At 52.6% G+C, this 18441-nt stretch carries 21 protein-coding genes; 12 read left to right on the forward strand and 9 right to left on the reverse strand.

Annotated elements, in window-relative coordinates:
* Positions 1 to 93: 93 nt before the first annotated feature.
* The 6 genes from SPE70_RS13380 (at position 94) to SPE70_RS13405 (ending at position 5239) form a co-directional block, all read left to right on the forward strand.
* Positions 94 to 225, forward strand: a complete 132-nt coding sequence (locus SPE70_RS13380) for a hypothetical protein (RefSeq protein ID WP_162493317.1) — start codon at positions 94 to 96, stop codon at positions 223 to 225.
* The gene (locus SPE70_RS13385; RefSeq protein ID WP_012541677.1) at positions 222 to 779 is read left to right on the forward strand and encodes a winged helix-turn-helix transcriptional regulator; all 558 of its coding nucleotides are present in this window, start codon (positions 222 to 224) and stop codon (positions 777 to 779) included. The genes SPE70_RS13380 and SPE70_RS13385 overlap by 4 nt, the downstream gene beginning before the upstream one ends.
* Positions 763 to 1806, forward strand: a complete 1044-nt coding sequence (locus tag SPE70_RS13390) for an HlyD family secretion protein (protein WP_004179962.1) — start codon at positions 763 to 765, stop codon at positions 1804 to 1806. The genes SPE70_RS13385 and SPE70_RS13390 overlap by 17 nt, the downstream gene beginning before the upstream one ends.
* Positions 1803 to 3365 carry a DHA2 family efflux MFS transporter permease subunit gene (locus SPE70_RS13395; protein WP_064170249.1) on the forward strand — a complete coding sequence of 521 codons (1563 nt, stop codon included), beginning with the start codon at positions 1803 to 1805 and terminating at the stop codon, positions 3363 to 3365. Before SPE70_RS13390 ends, SPE70_RS13395 begins: the two co-directional genes overlap by 4 nt.
* A 19-nt stretch (positions 3366 to 3384) precedes the next feature.
* Positions 3385 to 4659 carry a beta-ketoacyl-ACP synthase II gene (fabF, locus tag SPE70_RS13400; RefSeq protein WP_060875781.1) on the forward strand — a complete coding sequence of 425 codons (1275 nt, stop codon included), beginning with the start codon at positions 3385 to 3387 and terminating at the stop codon, positions 4657 to 4659.
* A 265-nt stretch (positions 4660 to 4924) separates the two neighbouring features.
* The gene (locus SPE70_RS13405; RefSeq protein ID WP_032754430.1) at positions 4925 to 5239 is read left to right on the forward strand and encodes a PTS sugar transporter subunit IIB; all 315 of its coding nucleotides are present in this window, start codon (positions 4925 to 4927) and stop codon (positions 5237 to 5239) included.
* A gap of 48 nt (positions 5240 to 5287) precedes the next feature.
* Here the strand turns inward: SPE70_RS13405 and gstA are convergent, their stop codons facing one another.
* Positions 5288 to 5902: a glutathione transferase GstA gene (gene gstA, locus SPE70_RS13410; RefSeq protein WP_008804819.1), complete on the reverse strand. Its 615-nt coding sequence runs from the start codon at positions 5900 to 5902 to the stop codon at positions 5288 to 5290.
* Positions 5903 to 6031: 129 nt separating this feature from the next.
* Between gstA and SPE70_RS13415 the strand changes: the two genes are divergently transcribed.
* On the forward strand, positions 6032 to 6907 hold the full coding sequence (locus tag SPE70_RS13415) for a LysR family transcriptional regulator (RefSeq protein ID WP_064160396.1): 876 nt from the start codon (positions 6032 to 6034) through the stop codon (positions 6905 to 6907).
* 159 nt (positions 6908 to 7066) lie between these two features.
* On the opposite strand, the gene leuE is transcribed toward SPE70_RS13415, so the two are convergent.
* The 4 genes from leuE to SPE70_RS13435 form a co-directional block, all read right to left on the reverse strand.
* Positions 7067 to 7711 carry a leucine efflux protein LeuE gene (gene leuE, locus SPE70_RS13420; protein WP_016161082.1) on the reverse strand — a complete coding sequence of 215 codons (645 nt, stop codon included), beginning with the start codon at positions 7709 to 7711 and terminating at the stop codon, positions 7067 to 7069.
* Positions 7712 to 7918: 207 nt separating this feature from the next.
* A complete protein-coding gene (locus SPE70_RS13425) occupies positions 7919 to 8917 on the reverse strand; it encodes a DUF6896 domain-containing protein (protein WP_074188475.1) in 999 nt (332 codons plus the stop codon).
* Positions 8918 to 9173: 256 nt separating this feature from the next.
* On the reverse strand, positions 9174 to 9665 hold the full coding sequence (locus SPE70_RS13430) for a DMT family transporter (protein ID WP_032733068.1): 492 nt from the start codon (positions 9663 to 9665) through the stop codon (positions 9174 to 9176).
* Between the two features lie 9 nt (positions 9666 to 9674).
* A complete protein-coding gene (locus SPE70_RS13435) occupies positions 9675 to 10109 on the reverse strand; it encodes a DMT family transporter (protein WP_004151877.1) in 435 nt (144 codons plus the stop codon).
* Positions 10110 to 10208: 99 nt separating this feature from the next.
* Here SPE70_RS13435 and SPE70_RS13440 point away from each other — a divergent pair, with 99 nt between their 5' ends.
* The 3 genes from SPE70_RS13440 (at position 10209) to SPE70_RS13450 (ending at position 12854) form a co-directional block, all read left to right on the forward strand.
* Positions 10209 to 11144, forward strand: coding sequence for a LysR family transcriptional regulator (locus SPE70_RS13440; protein WP_008804812.1), 936 nt, complete (start codon positions 10209 to 10211; stop codon positions 11142 to 11144).
* 252 nt (positions 11145 to 11396) lie between these two features.
* Positions 11397 to 11753: an ASCH domain-containing protein gene (locus SPE70_RS13445; RefSeq protein WP_162494447.1), complete on the forward strand. Its 357-nt coding sequence runs from the start codon at positions 11397 to 11399 to the stop codon at positions 11751 to 11753.
* Positions 11754 to 11954: 201 nt separating this feature from the next.
* Positions 11955 to 12854, forward strand: a complete 900-nt coding sequence (locus tag SPE70_RS13450; protein WP_074188476.1) for a hypothetical protein — start codon at positions 11955 to 11957, stop codon at positions 12852 to 12854.
* Positions 12855 to 13315: 461 nt separating this feature from the next.
* Here the strand turns inward: SPE70_RS13450 and SPE70_RS13455 are convergent, their stop codons facing one another.
* Positions 13316 to 14116 carry an AraC family transcriptional regulator gene (locus SPE70_RS13455; protein WP_171991887.1) on the reverse strand — a complete coding sequence of 267 codons (801 nt, stop codon included), beginning with the start codon at positions 14114 to 14116 and terminating at the stop codon, positions 13316 to 13318.
* A 92-nt stretch (positions 14117 to 14208) separates the two neighbouring features.
* Between SPE70_RS13455 and SPE70_RS13460 the strand changes: the two genes are divergently transcribed.
* Positions 14209 to 14934 (forward strand): type 1 glutamine amidotransferase, encoded by a 726-nt coding sequence (locus SPE70_RS13460; protein ID WP_064170252.1) that lies wholly within the window; start codon positions 14209 to 14211, stop codon positions 14932 to 14934.
* Between the two features lie 165 nt (positions 14935 to 15099).
* Here SPE70_RS13460 and SPE70_RS13465 read toward each other — a convergent pair whose 3' ends face one another.
* The 3 genes from SPE70_RS13465 to SPE70_RS13475 all read right to left on the reverse strand — a co-directional run bounded on the left by SPE70_RS13465 (position 15100) and on the right by SPE70_RS13475 (position 17525).
* A complete protein-coding gene (locus tag SPE70_RS13465) occupies positions 15100 to 16086 on the reverse strand; it encodes a DUF4238 domain-containing protein (protein WP_032735663.1) in 987 nt (328 codons plus the stop codon).
* A 243-nt stretch (positions 16087 to 16329) separates the two neighbouring features.
* A complete protein-coding gene (locus SPE70_RS13470; protein ID WP_004199962.1) occupies positions 16330 to 16554 on the reverse strand; it encodes a hypothetical protein in 225 nt (74 codons plus the stop codon).
* A 203-nt stretch (positions 16555 to 16757) separates the two neighbouring features.
* Positions 16758 to 17525, reverse strand: coding sequence for an AraC family transcriptional regulator (locus SPE70_RS13475; RefSeq protein ID WP_064165768.1), 768 nt, complete (start codon positions 17523 to 17525; stop codon positions 16758 to 16760).
* A gap of 109 nt (positions 17526 to 17634) precedes the next feature.
* On the opposite strand from SPE70_RS13475, the gene SPE70_RS13480 reads away from it, so the two are divergent.
* Positions 17635 to 18426, forward strand: a complete 792-nt coding sequence (locus SPE70_RS13480) for a sulfite exporter TauE/SafE family protein (protein ID WP_064170253.1) — start codon at positions 17635 to 17637, stop codon at positions 18424 to 18426.
* Positions 18427 to 18441 lie beyond the last annotated feature (15 nt).

The following is an 18441-nucleotide window of genomic DNA, read 5'->3' on the forward strand; positions in this document are numbered from 1 at the left end:
TATTAAAATGTTTCATCCGCCATCAGCGATTTTTATCTCTTATTACGATAAAGCAGGAATAAGGTGGCGGCGGAGACTGTCCCTCTTTTCGGCATTCAAAGGAAGAAACCGCGTAGCGAAACGAGTGCGGCTTCTTCTCTGGGTACCATGAAGAGTAACTTGCATTTTGATAGTGACTATGTCAATTTGCTGGCAAAAGCCACCTGGTTACTGGACAGCCCATGAAAAATGAACCGCTTTGCCACGCTCCCTGCCCCATTGCCCGCAGCCTTGGCCGCATCGGCGACAGCTGGAGCATCATGATCCTGCGTGACGCCTTCGCGGGCTTTACCCGCTTTGACGAGTTCCAGAAAAGCAGCAACGTCGCGCCCAATATTCTGTCGCGCCGCCTGAAGGCGCTGGTCGACGACGGGCTGCTGGAGAAGGTGTGCTACAGCAGCACCCCGCCGCGCTACGAATACCACCTTACGCAACGCGGCCGCGATTTTCGCATGGTGCTGCTGGCGCTGGCGGAATGGGGTAACCGCCACTTCGCCCCCGAAGGCCGTCAGATGCAGCTGGTGGAAACCGCCACCCAGCGACGGGTGGAGCCAGTCATGGTGGATAAAGCGACCGGGGAAGAGATTATTCCGGGTAAATACGCCATGGTGCCGGGCCCCGCCGCCTCGCCGCTGATGAAATATCGTCATGAATATCTGCTGCGCAAACGCGAAGGCGATAGCGGGCAAAAATTCCAGCCTGAACCTTACAGAGATGCCAGCAATGAATCCGACCAGTAAGAAAAATATTCTTGTCCTGGCGGCCCTGGGCGCTGCCGCCCTGGCGGCAGCGAGCTACGGCGCTTACTGGTGGCATACCGGGCGCTTTATGCAGACCACCGATGACGCCTATGTCGGCGGCGACATTAGCGCCATCTCCAGCAAAGTCTCCGGCTATATCCAGCAGCTGGCGGTGCAGGACAATATGGCGGTGAAAAAAGGTGACCTGTTGATCCGCATTGACGACCGCGATTATCGCGCCGCCCTCGCGAAAGCCGCCGGAGAAGTGGCGGCGCAGCAGGCCGCGCTGGCCGATATCCAGGCTACCCGCCAGCTTCAGCAGGCGACCATTGCCGGCTCTGCGGCCTCGTTACTGGCCGCCACGGCGGCAACCGAAAAACTGGCTAACGACAACCGACGCTATAACGCCCTGGCCGCGTCGAGCGCGATTTCCGCACAGATCCGCGATAACGCCTCCGCCGATTATCGCCGGGCGCACGCCGAGCAGGAGAAGGCCAAAGCGGATAAAACCGTGGCCGAACGTCAGCTGGCGGTGCTGGATGCTCGCCAGCAGCAAATCCTGGCTGCCCTGGCGCAGGCCCAGGCTAACCTCGAGATGGCCAGGCTGAACCTCAGCTATACCGACATTCGCGCACCGTTCGATGGGGTGATTGGCAACCGCCGCGCGTGGTCCGGCTCCTTCGTCAGCAGCGGTACGCAGCTGCTCTCCCTGGTACCCGCGCACGGCCTGTGGATTGACGCCAACTTCAAGGAAAACCAGCTGGCGCATATGCGTGCCGGCCAGCCGGTGACCATCGTCGCCGATGTGCTGCCGAACCATACCTTTAAGGGTCATGTCGCCAGCCTGGCGCCGGCGACCGGCTCACGCTTCAGCATTCTGCCGGCGGAGAACGCGACCGGGAATTTCACTAAAATCGTGCAGCGGGTGCCGGTCCGCATTGCGCTGGAAGGTGACGGGGCAAAGCTTGACGTCCTGCGCCCGGGACTGTCGGTGATCGTCACCGTGAACGAAAAGAGCCCTCGATGAGCACCGTTCAGGCGCTGTCCGCCCCGCAGGGTCTGTCGATGCCGACGACGAAGAAGATCTTCGCCTTCGCCAGCATGTGCGTGGGGATGTTTATTGCCCTTATCGACATCCAGATCGTCTCAGCCTCGCTGCGGGATATTGGCGGCGGCCTGTCGGCGGGCGACGATGAAACCGTCTGGGTACAAACCAGCTACCTGATCGCCGAGATCATTATTATCCCGCTTTCCGGCTGGCTGGCCCGGGTCATGTCGACCCGCTGGCTGTTTGCCGCTTCCGCGGCGGGCTTCACGCTGATGAGCCTGCTGTGCGGCTGGGCGTGGAACATCCAGAGTATGATCGCCTTCCGCGCCCTGCAGGGACTGGCGGGCGGGTCGATGATCCCCCTGGTGTTCACCACCGCTTTCGCCTTTTTCCAGGGCAAACAGCGGGTTATTGCCGCGGCGACGATCGGCGGCCTGGCCTCCCTCGCCCCTACGCTGGGTCCAACGGTGGGCGGCTGGATCACCGAAAACTACAACTGGCACTGGCTGTTCTTTATCAACGTGGTTCCGGGGATTTACATCGCGGTGGCAGTGCCGCTGCTGGTAAAAGTAGACAGCGCCGACCCCACTCTGCTGCGCGGCGCCGACTATCTCAGTATTCTGCTGCTGGCCTTGTCCCTCGGCTGCCTGGAATATACCCTCGAAGAAGGTCCGCGCTGGGGCTGGTTTGATGACGCGACCCTGACGACCACCGCCTGGGTCGCCCTGCTCTGCGGCGTGGCCTTTGTTATCCGCACCCTGCGCCATCCGCAGCCGGTGATGGATCTCCGCGCCCTGCAGGATCGAACCTTCAGCCTCGGCTGCTATTTCTCGTTTATGGCCGGCGTCGGCATCTTCGCCACCATCTATTTAACCCCGCTGTATCTGGGGAGCGTGCGCGGTTTCAGTGCGCTGGAGATCGGCCTGGCGGTATTTTCCACCGGTCTGTTCCAGGTCATGTCTATTCCGTTTTATTCGTGGCTCGCCAACCGCGTCGATCTGCGCTGGCTGTTGATGGCCGGGCTGATCGGCTTTGCGGTGTCGATGTACAGCTTTGTTCCGATCACCCACGACTGGGGGGCGGACCAGCTGCTGCTCCCGCAGGCCTTTCGCGGACTGGCGCAGCAGTTTGCCGTCGCGCCAACGGTGACCCTGACGCTGGGCAGCCTGCCGCCCGCGCGCCTGAAGCTGGCCTCCGGGCTGTTTAATCTGATGCGCAACCTCGGGGGCGCCATCGGCATCGCCCTGTGCGGCACGGTGCTTAACGACAGAACCAATCTGCACTACAGCCGCCTGGCGGACCATCTGAATAACGCCAACCTGGCAATGAGCGATTTTGTTCAGCGCAGCGCGGCAAACTTCACCGTCCAGGGGATCTCGCCGGATGCCGCGCAGACGGCGGCGCTGAAAAATCTTTCCGCGCTGGCGCTGCGGGAGGCGCGAACCCAGGCATTTTCCGATGCTTTCTACCTCATCATGATGGGTTTTTTGCTTGCCGCGCTGCTGGTTCCCTTGATGAAAAAGCCGCCGGCACACTAATACTACAGGAGAGTTAACTATGGGCGTTTCCGTTAAACGCATTGTCGTCACCGGGATGGGGATTGTCAGCCCGCTGGGTTGCGGCGTACAGCACGTCTGGCAATCGCTGCTGGCAGGAAAGTCAGGGATCACCCGGCTCAGCGAGCAGCTGGTCGCGGATATTCCCTGCAAAGTGGCCGGCCAGGTGCCGTCCATTGACAGCGATCCGCTGCACGGCTTCGACCCGCTGGCGACCATCCCGGCGAAAGAGCGCAAAAAGATGGATCGCTTTATTGAGTTTGCGCTGGTCGCCGCCCGCGAAGCGCTGGCCCAGGCCGGTTGGTCGCCAGCATCCGAGGCCGAACAGGAACGCACCGCCACGGTGATCGCCACCGGGATCGGCGGGTTCAGCGAGATCGCCAATGCGGTACATACCACCGATGAACGCGGGCCGCGTCGCCTCTCGCCGTTCACTATCCCCTCTTTTCTGGCCAACCTGGCCGCCGGGCATGTGTCTATCGCCCACGGTTTCCGGGGGCCCATCGGCGCACCGGTCACCGCCTGCGCGGCAGGCGCCCAGGCCATCGGCGATGCGGCGCGGATGATCCGCAGCGGCGAGGCGGATATTGCCCTCTGCGGCGGCGCGGAAGCGGCGATTCATCGCGTTAGCCTTGCCGGATTTGCCGCAGCAAGGGCGCTGTCCTGCGCCTCCAGCGACCAGCCGGAAGCCGCTTCCCGCCCCTTTGACCGTGACCGCGATGGTTTTGTGATGGGAGAAGGCGCGGGGCTTATCGTGATCGAATCTCTGGAGCACGCACTGGCGCGCGGCGCCACGCCGCTGGCCGAGTTGGTGGGCTACGGCACCAGCGCAGATGCTTATCACCTGACCGCTGGCCCGGAAGACGGGAACGGCGCACGTCGGGCCATGGAGACCGCTATTCGCCAGGCCGGGGTGACCGTCGACGAGATTGACCATATCAACGCCCACGCCACCTCAACGCAGGTAGGTGATAAAGGTGAGCTGGCGGCGATTAAAACGCTGTTTGGCGCGCATCCGGTCGCCATTACCTCGACGAAATCCGCCACCGGCCATCTGTTAGGCGCGGCCGGCGGGATCGAGGCCATCTTCACCATTCAGGCCCTGCGCGATCAGGTGGTGCCGCCGACGCTGAACCTGCATCACCCCGATGAAGAGGCGGCAGGTCTCAATCTGGTGGCGCTGCAGGCCCGCCCGCAGAAAATGCGTTATGCGCTGTCGAACGGTTTTGGCTTTGGCGGCGTTAACGCCAGCCTGCTGCTGAAACGCTGGGAATAATCGTCAACTCCCCCCGCCGGCACTGGCCGGCGGGGAATTTCCACCCGGACATCCTACTGAGTCACTGATCTCCCTCTTCTGCCACAGCAGACGACGAAGCGCCGCCACGGCGTGGCAGTGACCTTTATCAAGATCTTCGCTATCGGTCATCTTTGCCAGAAAGGTCAGCAACATCATGATGAATTCTTCACGCAATTATGAGGTGGCGCTCATTTTATACGCATGGCGAGTCATATCCTGTGACTAATTCTCAGGAGGTAAAACCATGAAAAAGCTTCTGATATGTTGTTTGTTTGGCAACACCGCCAATTCTCTCGCCAAAAAGATACAGTTACTGGCGGAAAAAAAGGGCCATCCTCTCATTGTCAGCGCAGTGGGCCTGGAAAATTTTGCCAGCGTGGCGCCCGCTTTCGACGGATTTCTCGTTGCGCCGCATATTCAGTATAAGGTCGCGGAGATAAGAGGGATTGTTGGCGACGCTCGTTCTATTGCGGTGATTGAAAGTCTGCCCTATGCCTCACTCGACGCGGAAAAAGTTTTCGCGTTTGTGATGGCGCAGATGCCTGAACTGGAAATCTGACGCCAAAGGCCGCCTCTCTTGTGCGGCCTTCTCTACTCATGTCGCCTTCTACCTGCCCTGTTGAGACGCTTCAGCCCGTAATGCCGCCTGTACAGCAGGACGGGCATTTATTATTTCCATATACGACGATAGCGCTGGCCAGCGATCCAGTGGGATCGCGAAGAATTTGCACCATCCCAGCACCGTGAAGAGGTAGGCATCCGCCACGCTAAAGGACGGGCCAGTCAGATAGGTTTTTTCGCTGAGCGTCGTCTGCAGAAAATCGAAGCGTCGGAATAGCTTGTCTCGAAAAATCGTTTTGACATCTTCCGCCAGCGCGGAGTTAAACAGCGGCGCCGAACCCGCGTGTATTTCACTGGTGATAAAGTTAAGCCATTCCTGCAGGCGCACCCTTTCCCAACTGCCCGCGCGTGGCGCCAGGCCGTATTCGGGTTTACGATCGGCGAGGTACTGCACCATCGCCGGCCCTTCGGTGAGGATCTGCCCATCATCCAACTCAAGCGCAGCAACATACCCTTTCGGGTTAATGGTGAGGAAGTCGCGACCATCAGCGGTGATCTTGCTTCTGTTGTTGACTCTCACCAGTTCAAATTCAAGGTTCAGCTCGCGCAGCACGATGTGCGGTGATAATGAACAGGTATCTGGCGCGTAATAAAGTTTCATCTCGTCTCCGTTAATGTGTAAAGCCGTCGGACAACGTCCTGCACGATCCTCAGCACACTGTATTTAACGCCGATCGCACTGTAAAATTAATGATATAGAAAAGAACTATTAGCTGAGCTACTGATAATCATGATGAATCTTTTACACTGGCGCCTGCTGGTAGCCGTGGCGGATGCCGGCAATATCTCACGTGCTGCCGAGGAGATAGGCATGACCCAGTCCGGCGCCAGCCAGGCCATTGCCCAGCTGGAGGCTTCTCTGGGCTTTCCGGTATTTACCCGTGAGCGACGATACATCGGGATTACCGCCCTGGGTGAGCAGGTGGTGGAACATGCCAGAAACATGCTTTCGCAGCTGAACGTTATCCGCGAACTGGCTGATCGGGGCCGGAACGTCACCCGCGGGCGCATTCGGCTGGCCAGTTTTCCCTCCGTGACGTCTACCTTGTTGCCCGGCCTGCTGCGCGACGTTAAGCGCCTGCATCCGGGTATTGACGTTGTTGTGCTGGAAGGCTCTGACGAAGAAGTCGAAGCGTGGCTTGCCGCAGACACCGTTGAACTTGGGGTGGTCATGAATCCCGTTCCCGGACGTGCAGAGGTGGTACTAGGACAGGATGCATGGGTCGCTGTCCTGCCCGCCAGCCATCGGTTGGCACAGCATGCGAAAGCTGATGGCATAACGCTAAAGGCGCTGGCGGACCAGCCCTTTGTTCTGGCGACGGGCGGCTGTGTCGTGAATGGCAAAAGCCTGATGGAAAAGGCCGGGTTGCAACTCTCTGATATCCGCGTGACGGTTCGCGACTGGATAAGCGCCTGTAAACTGGTCGGCGAAGAGATGGGCGTCGCGCTGGTACCGGAATCCGCCCTGCCGGAGACCTTACGCAACCTGTGCGTGGTGCCAGTGACGCCGGCTATTCATCGTGAGTTTGGGCTGGTTTGTTCGCCATCCGGAACGTCTTCTGATGCCACACAGGCGCTGCTTAATGCGCTACGTAAACAAAGATGAGCGCTCAAGCGTGAATCATCTTATCGGCATGTTAAACGGCTATTTCTGACAAAGCGTGGCCCCTCTGAAGCGCCGTGAGGTCCGCTTTGAGCGAAGAGCGGCCGTCCCATCCAGCGTAAGAACGTAAAAAAACCGCCGTGAGGCGGTTTAGCTTTCTCGTTAGGAGGTTGCGCTTGCGAGTCGCGCTGCAAATCCAATGAAGAACATACCTACCAGCGCGTTTCCAATGGTTGATAATCTACGGTTGCCTTTCAAACGGCTTAGCAGATAAGAGCCGCAGAAAACGAGGAAACCGAAATAAACGAGAGTAATCGCGAACATTACTGCTGCAAGGATGATAAACGCCATCCAGGAATGTTCAGCCTGAACATTGATGAACTGGGCGAAGAAAGAGATATAGAACAGCAGCGTCTTTGGATTCAGTAGAGTAACAAGCATTCCACGCCCGATGATCCCCTTAGCATCAGCTGAAGATTTCTTTTCCTGACTCGTTTCGACAGTTGGCTTAAAGATAGCGCGTATCGTCTGGACACCGAGATAGAAAAGATAGGCAGCACCTGCGTATTTAATGGCGTTAAACAAGGCTGGAATTGAGCTTATGACTGCGGCAAGCCCACACCATGCCAGCAGAACCAGAAGTACGTCACTCATGAGAATGGAAAATATTGCAGCAAAGCCTCGTTTGATCCCGCTCGTAATGCTTGTTTTAATCACGAACATGGTCTCAGGGCCAGGAGCAAGAACTATCAGTGTCGCACCAAGCAGATACGTCCCGAAATTCACGATACCAAAATCAGCAAACATTTTTACTCCAGTTCTCTCGTTTTCATCGAGGCTATTATAACGTAACCAGCGTTAATGAAAACACATCATGGCTGCTTTCTATCTATTCAGCCAATGTCCGCTCCTGGCACGAATCGGACGCTATGAAAAATCATCAAGCTCGATTAAGAAGAGAAGAAGACATTGTTTTTAGGTAAGATGAACGGCTCAACTCATTAGCATGTATATTTAATATCTCAAAGCAACTTTCTTAGGGCGTGTTACCTTTTTCTTTATCATATTGCTCTCTCCTTTACGCCCATTAATAACATAATGCACTTCGCAAAAAATTCTATACTGCGAAAAGAAATGTGAAAGTGCTATATGTAATTCACCTGCCCATGGAAGACGCTCAACTTCCTTATCAAAAAAATGATGTATAAAGCCAGTACTTTCTCTAAGATGAAAAACATTATTTCTAAATATCCTGAGTGAGTTCGAATGTTCTTTCATCAATTTTCCGATGCCATCTGAAATTGGTAATAATTCTTTAAATTCTCCAGGGCGTTCATTATCGAGTAAGAGTCGCATGTTTAAGCTTTTAAATCCTTCGCAGACCACACCTAAAAAACCTAACCATGTAGAAAGATAAATTCCCATATCAAATTTTTCTCTCTCACTCAAATGGCCATTCTTTGTCATTTTTTTGTTGAGCTTATTGTAATTTTTAAACATAAGATCAGCCGTTTCGAAATAATGAATTTGTAATGTTAATACGCGGTCGTGATTGCGACATGGGAGCCTGTCCTCAGGGAAGCGGCAATCTGTATCTATAGCGTAAGTATGTGGGACATTAGCAAAATAATAAAGATCATGATCTGGAAAAATCAGTTCTCCATCATCCAGGGCCTTTTTTAAATGATCAGAGACATCATCAAAATTTCTGAATCCGTAATCTATTAGATTTTCCCCTGCAAAGTTGGTCAACCACCAAGAATTAAACCCTCCTACCTCACCTCGCCCCCCAAAATCAAAATCTACGCTCCCGGAGTTTAGATCTACCCTGCATCCAGCCCCATGTTTATAATATTTGACACCACCATCCAGCTCACCAACATTGGGTATATCAGATTCAATCCACTCATAGCAACTTGATGGCATTTTAATTCCAGACCGATGCATTAGCTTTAAAGCCACCTGGACATTATCTTGAAAGTCAACAATCAAACGATAAAGATTATTATTCATACCACAAGCTCACTTCAAATTATTGAGAAATGGATGCAATACTTCACTCTGAACCAAAAACGCTATTAAGGATAATATCCCTTTTCCCGATAAATTAACACTGGCTATGCTCTTGATATCCGCTTCTGGCACAGAGCGGACAAGCTAACTGAGCCAAAGTTCAGTCATGAGCGAGGTGCGGAAATTTGAGTGTTGCCCGCCCCGGACATCTGAACTTAGCTTTGGCATTACAGTGTAACATCTGAACTGGCTGGGCTTATGTGTTAGCGTTCTCCTGCTGCCGGGGAGTTTTCGCCGTTGCGGCTTTTGACTTACTGCTGGAGTAAATGAAGAACAGCGCGATACCCAGGCAGATAATGGCGCCGATTCGGCTCATCGAGAATGGAATCGACGCATTGCCCAGCCAGCCGAAGTTATCGATCAGCATGCTCATGGTTAACTGGCCAAAAATGACAGCGACCGTAGCCACTGCCGCGCCAATACGCTGGACGGCCAGTACCATAATGACGATATACGGTACGCCAAACATCGCGCCCAGCAGCTGCCATTTAGGCACGTCCATCAACGTCAGGGGGTGTTTGGGTTCGAAGAAGAAGATCAGCAGCCCCGTCACCAGGGCGCCGACAGAAAATGTCAGGAACGCGCTTTTAAATACGCCGACCTTGCTGCCCAGCTGGCCATTGATAGCCGCCTGGATACTCAGCATGGCGCCACCGGCGACGGCGAGCAGAATCATGATAATAGTCATAATGTTACTTTACCCCTGTGCAACCATAACCAGCGCTGCAATGATGAAAATCAGCGCAATGATACGCTTACTGTCAATTTTCCGGCGCGACGTACCGAGCAGACCGAAGTGATCAATAATCAGGCTCTTGAACACCTGGCCTGCCAGGATGCCAATCATAGTCATGGCGATGCCGATTGCCGGCGTTACCACGGTCAGGATGATGACGTAAATCGGCCCAAGCACGCCACCAAGCAGCTGCCACGCTGGTTGCGCAAAGAATGACGGGCTGTTACGCGGGCTGAAAAAAAGCATCAGCAGGAAGGTCAGCGCCGCGCCCACGCCAAATATGCTGAAGGTAGCCCAGAGGTCACCGACCTCCCCACCCAGTGGCCCGAGCAATCCTGCCTCTATGGACAGTCCCATGCCTCCGGCAATGACGATAAAAATCAATATTAGCTGCATAGCAATCAGTCTCCCAAAGTCCAGGCGGAGAAGATTACGACTTAACATGGATGAGAAAAATGCCATAATGAGATAAACACCTGTGCAGGATATGCATTAATGAATGGCCTTGGGAACATCAGTATTCGCGCCCTGCTGATTTTTATAGACGTTTATGAAACGCAGAATTTCTCTGTGGTGGCCCGGCGGGAAGGGATATCGGCCTCTCAGGTATCACGCGTCATCCATCAGATGGAGGATGTGCTCGGGCAGCAGCTTTTTTACCGCAATACCCGGGCTATAATCCCGACGGAAAGCGGCCATCTTTTTATCCGCTATGCGCGAGCGATGACGGGCAGCATGGAAGAGGCGCGGCGGGAACTCAATGAGAGAACGCTTGAGCCTTCCGGAATGGTCCGCATAAACGCACCGGTGTTCTTTGGACAGCGCCATGTCGCACCCGCGTTACCCGGCCTGACGGAGCGATATCCGAAGCTTAGTATTGAGCTTACGCTGACTGATGATTACATCGATCCGCACCGGGAGCCGGCTGACGTGATTTTCCGGATTGGCGTGCTGACGGATTCCGCCTTTCATGCGCGCGTGTTTGGCCAGCAGTTCTATCATCTTGCCGCGTCACCGGATTACATCCGCCGGCACGGCATGCTGGGATCACCCGAAGAGCTCGCGCGACATCAATGCCTGGTCTATCGCGGTTCGTCAGGACCAAACCAATGGCTGCTGCGCAGGCACGGAGAGGAATGGGTGCACTATCCCGTCTCGCCCCTGATGTCATCGAATAATGCGGAAACCCTGCTGATTGCCGCACTCGGGGGGATGGGGATTGTGCTGTTTCCTGACTGGCTGATTGGAGACCGGCTGAAGAGCGGCGAGCTGGTCGGACTGCTGCCGGAACTGGATACATCCATAAAAACAGAGCCACAGCACATCGCGGCAATCTATCCGAATGCCCGCCACCCTCCGCTGAACGTGCGGGCGATTATCGATTACTACCTGGACGCGTTCGGTTCACCGCTTTACTGGCAGTCTGAATAAGACAGGCGACTTTATGGCTCGTCTCGAAGTTAACTTACGTTTCTGGCACAGAGCAAACGCGTTAAATGCGCTTAAGGTCTGTTTTGAGCGAAGAACGGACCACACTATCTAAAGAAAGATAACGCTGATAATGTTGGGACCGCTCATGTTAAAAAAGGTATGCCATTTCTTTTCATTGACGATAACGAAGGGATTTTCATGGTTGAGGTTGAGGAAATAAAAAAGAAGTATCCCGGCGCAGACGCCTGGCAAATGGGTGACAGTCCGGAGCTGGCTAACGAGCTTGCGGAACTGATCAAAAAAGGGATCAAAACGGCCTCTTGCGGATCTTTTGCCTCTTACCAGCATGAAAAATCTGCTCCGAGGATAGGGAGTTATCACATTATTCTTGATGGCCAGAATGTTCCAGTTTGCGTGATCAGACTGATTTCGATGCAGCTGGTTCGTTTTTGTGATGTGACTGAAGCGTTCGCCCGCAAAGAAGGTGAAGGCGATTTAAGCCTTGAATACTGGAAGAAAGAGCATCAGAGATTTTTCAGCTCTGAAGGTCATTTTTCTGAGGATATGGAGTTGATCGCAGAAGAATTTGAAGTGGTTGAGGTGCTGTAAGGCAAGGGCAACGGGTTGACGTTTTATCACTGGCCACTGATAACACTATTCGCTTCTGGCGCGGAGCGGACAAGCTGTCGAGCTAAAGGTCCGCATTGAGCAAGGAGCGGACGTGCCAGCTATAATTGGTAATAAAATGAGAGTAGAACTATTCTGATTTGTTTAAAAAAACATTTTTATATCCAAGGGCAAAATATTTTTATGCTATCTTACATGCTATCTCAATATGCCAGGCTACCTGTGCCTGAAGTTACTCTACGTTCATGGTTAAAACAATGGTTGTCAGAGCAGGAATCGAGGTGTACGGACAGAAGTTTCTCGGCGCGATTTCCCTGGAGAGAAACTGGATTATGTCAGGAATATTTTTTACAACGAAAACTCAAAATTGATGGAAAGCAATTTCTTACTGGCCCCCGTTATCAGGGCGGAAATATTAACAAACCTTTTATTGATATTGTAGGTATGGATTCTGACCTAAATCATACTGCATTAGAACTCATTAGTAAGGAATGGTCACAACTCAGAGCTCAGTATGTCCGCATTCTTGTACCCGGCCAGTCCTTCCCGCAGGGTATTCCCGACCAGTATATATACGCCACGTCTTTTTCTGAACCCCCTGAATTCAATGATAAATCTCTTATTTTGCAAGTGGCGACATACGAAGATTTTGACTGGTGTTGTCAGGCTCTGGGCGATGCCTATAAGCATACATGGCAGACAGTTCGCGAACTGTCTGCAAGCAATTTGGTAGCAGTTGATGACGAAGAATTGTGTGACCATATTTCTGAGAGAGAAGTATATATTATCTATGAAAACGATGTTCGCGCCGGGTTGCTAATATGCCAGAAAGGAAACCTCGCTTTTCTGAGAGGATATCGTATTACTGACAAAATAATACTTCCTGCTTTTCGTGGTCGATCATTGTCAGCCCGAGCGCAACGCCTGCTGTACCGATTATTAACTCATTCCGATTCGGGACTATCTTTGTATATGGGCACAATTATTCCGGAGAATATCCCCTCGATGAAAACTGCAGAAAGAGCGGGACGAACTTGCATCCTAAGTTATCAATTTCTACCCATCTGCAGAACCCACGATTAACATCAACGCTAATTTATCTTCAGCCTACTTCCGCTTTTGGCTCACAGGGGATGTCCAGGGCCCGGGAGTACTCCCCTGGACGCATTAATGGGCAGGATGTGATTGTTGCGCAGGCTATCATATGGCCTGAGGTACAGCAGAATCAGGCTTCGTAGCAATGAGTCGGCTCACAGCGTCCGGAATCCACCCGGTGCCGTAAATCACCGTAAGGTCTGTCATAAGGTAATTTCATCACGCATCGCGACACCTTTTTTCTTCATGCAGGCCTTCTCTTTCACGGTTTGTCAGAACTGTGGACCGCAGTAATCTCCACTCCGTGCTTTAATCAATGAGAGTGTGTCGGGTGCAAATTAAACTACCTTTCTCAACAGCAAAGGCGGGATACCCCTACCCTCGCAGGGTTTCTGCGTCTGGTAATATGCCCATGACAGTCTCAAAGACCGCTTTGAGGGTTTCCCGGTTTAAGGCACAAAATCGCGTGGCGTTGCCCCCAGAATGCAGCGAAAAGCAGCGGTAAAGGCCGCCGGGCATGAGAAACCAAGCTGGTAAGCGACCTGTTTGATTGGAACGCCGTTCGCGAGAAGATCCAACGAAGCGCAAATTCTGGCTCTCTGCTTCCATGTTCTAAAACTAAAGCCTGTATCCTTCATAAACAAGCGGGAAAAGGTCCGTTCCGACATGGCCGACATAAAAGCCAGCTCGCTCAGCGATGCCTCCCAGCGCTGATTGACCAGTAGCGATCTGGCCGCGCTAAATAATCGCTCATCATTCGGCATGGGAAGCGCCATCGTTAAAGGTGGAGCCTCGCTGAGAATTTCCAGAAGCAACAAAGCTATCTTCCGTTGACTCGGTCTGGCGTAGTCCTCACTGAACAGCCCAGCGATAAGCTCTTTGACTAATGGCGTAGCCGTGATCACATGCACCTGTTGACTCTTCGTAAAGCTCGTACATTCTGCAATAAGGCTACTGCTGAAATAGATCGCCCTGAGATCGGTTTGTGAAAGCAGATGGTAACTATGGATATGCAAAGGCGGTAGCCATAATGCCCGCTGAGGAGGGATCACCCAACGGTCACTCTCTGTTTGCACCAACATAACCCCTCTGGTGGCGAAGAGTAGCTGCCCCTCAACATGATGATGGGGAGGATCTACCTCGCCGCGTTGATAGCTTATCGCAGTACTGGACCAGCCTGTGGCTTCATCATGTCTTGGCGCTTTATCTATACTACCTGGCATTTCAGATTTAGCCCCTGCCATTATCATATCGAAACTGGAACCACCCGGAGTAGAGCCTTAGGCAATGGGTGCGTGACTTATCATTCTGATCATCAAAGATATTACAGGAGCTTAACCTCATGCGTGTACACTTTATCGTACATGAAAGTTTTGAAGCCCCGGGCGCATATGAAACCTGGGCAATAAACCAGGGTCATGATGTAACTTACTCACGCGTCTATGCAGGCGATCGGCTACCTGCTGACGCCGAAGGCATCGATTTTCTTATCGTTATGGGCGGTCCGCAAGATCCGAACACCACGCTTGAAGCATGCCCGCACTTTAATGCTAAAGCGGAACAGACGCTGATTGCTTCCGCGGTTAAAACCGGTAAGGCGGTGATCGGTATCTGCCTGGCTTCACAGCTAATCGGTGAAGCGCTGGGCGCGCCCTTCTCTCATAGCCCGGAAAAAGAGATTGGTAAATTCCCGATCACATTGACCGAAGACGGCAGGAAGGATGAGATGTTCTCTCACTTTGGGAAAACACTGGCAGTGGGTCACTGGCATAACGACATGCCAGGTTTGACGCCAGAGGCCAAAATTATTGCTTACAGCGAAGGCTGTCCGCGGCAGATCGTTGCCTATTCAGACCGCGTCTTTGGTTTCCAGTGCCACATGGAGCTCACATTGGACGTTGTAGAACGGTTGATCGCTCATTCTGAGAAAGACCTGAGCCGTGCAGCAGAATATCGTTTCGTTGACACGCCGGAAGCGCTCCGGGCACACGATTACAGTGAAATGAATCAAGTACTTTTTGGCTTTTTGGATAAGCTGGAAGTACGTTACAAAGCAGCGCAAGCATAATGTCATGCTCGGTGAGCTTGCCATCGGGTCCGCTCCTGGCACAGAGCGGACAAGCTACCTGAGTTGAAGGTCTGCTATGAGCGAGGAGCGGACATTGGTACAATGTTGCGATGAATGAGTTTAAGGTTGATGCTTATATTTAGCTTTATATAAAAACATACCATCTTAAAAAAGAGGCCTTTTTTTATATCTTAAACCTAGGTGTTTTTTATAAGGAAGCAGGGCGTTTGTTGTGTTCCCTATAATATGCACCATGGCTTGGTTTGCTATTTTTATATTTAATTCCTCAACAGTATCTTTATCGATATAGTTCACACCTGGAGAAAATTGTTTTGAATTACATATGATGTAGGCTATGCGTGGTGAAATTGGGTAGTAAAAGTCAGCATACTCAGGTGCGATAAAATCTGTCTCTGAGACACATGAATGCACGTTAACGACTGGATGATCTGATGTTATGAAAGGTAGCCCAGAATCGTTTACCAATAATGAATGTATATCTTCATTACGACTTGAATATAAACTCCACCCAACATTCATCCCAAACATGTAGCTTATAAACCACCAAGCATGAACAATCGTGTCGGATACTTTTATTTCAAGATTATTACGACGAGGCTGAGCATGAAACACTGCGTCCCTGAAAGGCTTCGTACGCGTAATTTGATGACCAAAAAACATCATGAATTCAATCATGTGCTGTTTATCATGAAGTATATCAAGCCTTTCATTTGCGAGCGCTTCTAATATCGATAGCGCCTCCAATTCATGAGATGAATGGAGATTCTCCATTAAGTTGCACTTTGTCGCATGAAGAAGTGCCTCCGCTTCCTGATCTTGTTTACCAGAAGCCCTATATATAGCCTCTAATCTTTGCAGTTTAAGGACGTCATCTAGGTAGGAAATGTGTTGAGTATGGAGATGGCTGGGGCTTTTTCGAGAGAGGGCCTTAATTATAGCAACGTTCTCACTAGTAAGCGTTGTTGTTTTATAGAAAAAGTCGTCAGCAGCTATTGCACGTACACTGTCGCAGGCAATCTTTCCAGTCTTTGTTGTGTAGAAAACATTTTTTGTACCATTACCCCAGCGCGTTAGGTAATTCGCCCAAACATAATGGTGTCTCTTCTTAGCTTCAATGCTTTTTCGTAACATGAGAATCTATTCCTTAAGAGGCTATCCTTAAAGCTTCTCTGTTTAAACAAAAATAGTCAATCACGTCATTTGTTGCCAGGCTACGGTCGGTAAAACTTGGCTGCGACATCATAGTTTTTAGAATCATTAAATGTCCGTTCCTGGCACAGAGCGGACATTCCCCTTTGCCGACGTGAAAACCGCTATTGTCTGACCTCATTCTGATCAGCCAGATGTTCTGTCCCGTCACCCTACCGGCGGCCTCTATCTCAGTAAAACCTGAATCAGCTGCACGACGATATACACTCCCGCTACCACCTGTATGATCCGAAACCCCCATCTCAGATAGCGCCATTGATGGCGTTCGCTGGCATCAGCGGCTTCAATGGCGGGATCATAACGTTTTCTTTTCCTGGTTCTGAATGTATCGAATCCCCACAGGATGAGAAGAAAGATGATGATGATTTTTTCAACGATAAGATGGTTCACAAAGAGAGACTCCGGTCTTCTCACGGTTACAGGCAGAATAGATAAACCGCCTGGATGTAGCCACCACTAAATGTAGGGGTACCTGAAGACGCAAGCCAGGCATTCCCGGATTGTCTGTCTTATGACTACGTTAGCGCATAGCAACGCCATAAAAGCGACATTCATTTCCGACACATGCTGCCGGAGTCCCCTTCCCCGACGCATCAGGCTGGGTGATAAAACGATGGCGGCTGCCCGGTCACGCGGCGGAACATGGTGGCGAAAGAGGACGCATTATCGTATCCAAGAGATAATGCCACTTCGTTCACCGGTTTCCCTGCTATCAACCATGCCAGGGCGCTCACCACGCAGGCTCGCTGACGCCAGGCGGAAAATGACAGGCCCAACTGCTTCAGGAAATGCCGGCGAAAGGTACTAGGACTCATAAATAGCGCCCTGGCCCAGCGTGCCGCAGGATCATGGATAGAGGGGTTAAGCAAAAAAGCCTGACAAAGCGCCAGCAGCGCCGGATGCTGCGGCAACGGAATGTCAAATTCGCGGACCGGCATGGCGGCCAGTTCCAGCAACATCAACTGTACCAGCATGCGATCGCGTGGGCTGTCGTACAACGGTGGTAAATCCACAGCCTCAAGCAGTAGCTGGCGCAACAGCGGCGAGACGCTGATCACTTCGCAACGACGGTGTTTAATGAAAGCGGCCACATAATCTGGCTCAATATATAAGCTACGCGTGGTCACCCCCACAAATCTGACGGCGTGCACGGTTTCAGGAGGGATCCAGACAGCATGTTGCGGAGGAACCACCCATTCTCCGTCCTGAGTGGTGACATACATCAGTCCGGTCGCGCCATACAGCAGCTGTGCGCGACGATGCTGGTGCGGTGGCAGTATATACCCTTGCGCATAGTCATTGCCTAACGCCACCACTTCGCGATCGAGCCGATCGACCTCGTCAATTTTTACGTTGCGCACACCTGCCCCCCTCTGACCGATTTACAAAGGTAATTGAGCGCTACGCAAATGGGAAGCCGTACGCGACCGGTATAAGCTGCTCGCTCATTTTCAGGGCGGGAATATTCTCTTGGATGATATCGTTATTATTGCGCTGGCAGGCTTTACGACCGGCATTACCACCGTGCTGTTCGGCTTCGGAGGGGGCTTTGTGGTAGTGCCCTTTGTCTATCAACTGATGCTTCGGCAGCCGGAACTCGCGGGAAACGCCATGCATGTCGCGGTGGCTACCTCAACGGCGGTGATGATATTTAACGCCGGCTGGGTCAGCTATCGAAACTGGCGGGCGGGTAAGCTTGCCGCGCAGACGCTGTTTCCGTTGTTATGGTTTATTGCCATTGGGGCGGTGGTCGGCTCCTGTCTGGCGGGGATATTGAGCGAGAAGATCGTTCGCGCGCTGTTTATTCTCTATATGCTGGCAACCATCAGCGATTGTTTGTTGCGCAAAGGTTTTTTCAGGGGCAGCGCTCGGCGTCGGCTGTCCCTGCCAGTAGTCACTGGCGGCGGTATGGTTATCGGTATGATTGCCGCATTGCTGGGCGTGGGCGGCAGCGTCATGACGGTGCCCCTGCTACGGCGACACGGGTATGAGATGCAGGAGTGCGTTAGCGCATCCAACCCGCTTTCTTTGCCCGTGGCGCTATGCGGGGCTGTGACCTATGCCGTCATTGGCTGGCACAGCATTCCGCTGAGCGGATTTCTGGGGTTTATCAGCCTGAAAATTTTAGGCCTGCTCGTCCTGACCGGCTGGGCCGGGATAGTGTTTAGCCGCCGGGCAATCCCTGCGGTACCTGATGTATGGTATGCACGCATCTATGTGCTGCTGCTGTGCCTGGTACTCCTCGCCATGCTCATTCAATAATCAAAATACATCCTG

The sequence above is a fragment of the Klebsiella sp. ZJOU C1 genome (assembly GCF_035620215.1).
Classification (GTDB): Bacteria; Pseudomonadota; Gammaproteobacteria; order Enterobacterales; family Enterobacteriaceae; genus Klebsiella; species Klebsiella variicola.

Excerpts from the sequence above, each read along its gene's own strand:
- SPE70_RS13395 (WP_064170249.1), top strand. The coding sequence starts at position 1,803 with ATGAGCACCGTTCAGGCGCTGTCCGCCCCGCAGGGTCTGTCGATGCCG.
- SPE70_RS13390 (WP_004179962.1), top strand. The coding sequence starts at position 763 with ATGAATCCGACCAGTAAGAAAAATATTCTTGTCCTGGCGGCCCTGGGC.
- SPE70_RS13455 (WP_171991887.1), bottom strand. The coding sequence starts at position 14,116 with ATGATAATGGCAGGGGCTAAATCTGAAATGCCAGGTAGTATAGATAAA.
- fabF (WP_060875781.1), top strand. The coding sequence starts at position 3,385 with ATGGGCGTTTCCGTTAAACGCATTGTCGTCACCGGGATGGGGATTGTC.
- SPE70_RS13460 (WP_064170252.1), top strand. The coding sequence starts at position 14,209 with ATGCGTGTACACTTTATCGTACATGAAAGTTTTGAAGCCCCGGGCGCA.
- leuE (WP_016161082.1), bottom strand. The coding sequence starts at position 7,711 with ATGTTTGCTGATTTTGGTATCGTGAATTTCGGGACGTATCTGCTTGGT.
- SPE70_RS13415 (WP_064160396.1), top strand. The coding sequence starts at position 6,032 with ATGATGAATCTTTTACACTGGCGCCTGCTGGTAGCCGTGGCGGATGCC.
- SPE70_RS13465 (WP_032735663.1), bottom strand. The coding sequence starts at position 16,086 with ATGTTACGAAAAAGCATTGAAGCTAAGAAGAGACACCATTATGTTTGG.
- gstA (WP_008804819.1), bottom strand. The coding sequence starts at position 5,902 with ATGAAACTTTATTACGCGCCAGATACCTGTTCATTATCACCGCACATC.
- SPE70_RS13450 (WP_074188476.1), top strand. The coding sequence starts at position 11,955 with ATGCTATCTTACATGCTATCTCAATATGCCAGGCTACCTGTGCCTGAA.
- SPE70_RS13445 (WP_162494447.1), top strand. The coding sequence starts at position 11,397 with ATGGGTGACAGTCCGGAGCTGGCTAACGAGCTTGCGGAACTGATCAAA.
- SPE70_RS13435 (WP_004151877.1), bottom strand. The coding sequence starts at position 10,109 with ATGCAGCTAATATTGATTTTTATCGTCATTGCCGGAGGCATGGGACTG.
- SPE70_RS13425 (WP_074188475.1), bottom strand. The coding sequence starts at position 8,917 with ATGAATAATAATCTTTATCGTTTGATTGTTGACTTTCAAGATAATGTC.
- SPE70_RS13385 (WP_012541677.1), top strand. The coding sequence starts at position 222 with ATGAAAAATGAACCGCTTTGCCACGCTCCCTGCCCCATTGCCCGCAGC.
- SPE70_RS13405 (WP_032754430.1), top strand. The coding sequence starts at position 4,925 with ATGAAAAAGCTTCTGATATGTTGTTTGTTTGGCAACACCGCCAATTCT.
- SPE70_RS13430 (WP_032733068.1), bottom strand. The coding sequence starts at position 9,665 with ATGACTATTATCATGATTCTGCTCGCCGTCGCCGGTGGCGCCATGCTG.
- SPE70_RS13440 (WP_008804812.1), top strand. The coding sequence starts at position 10,209 with ATGAATGGCCTTGGGAACATCAGTATTCGCGCCCTGCTGATTTTTATA.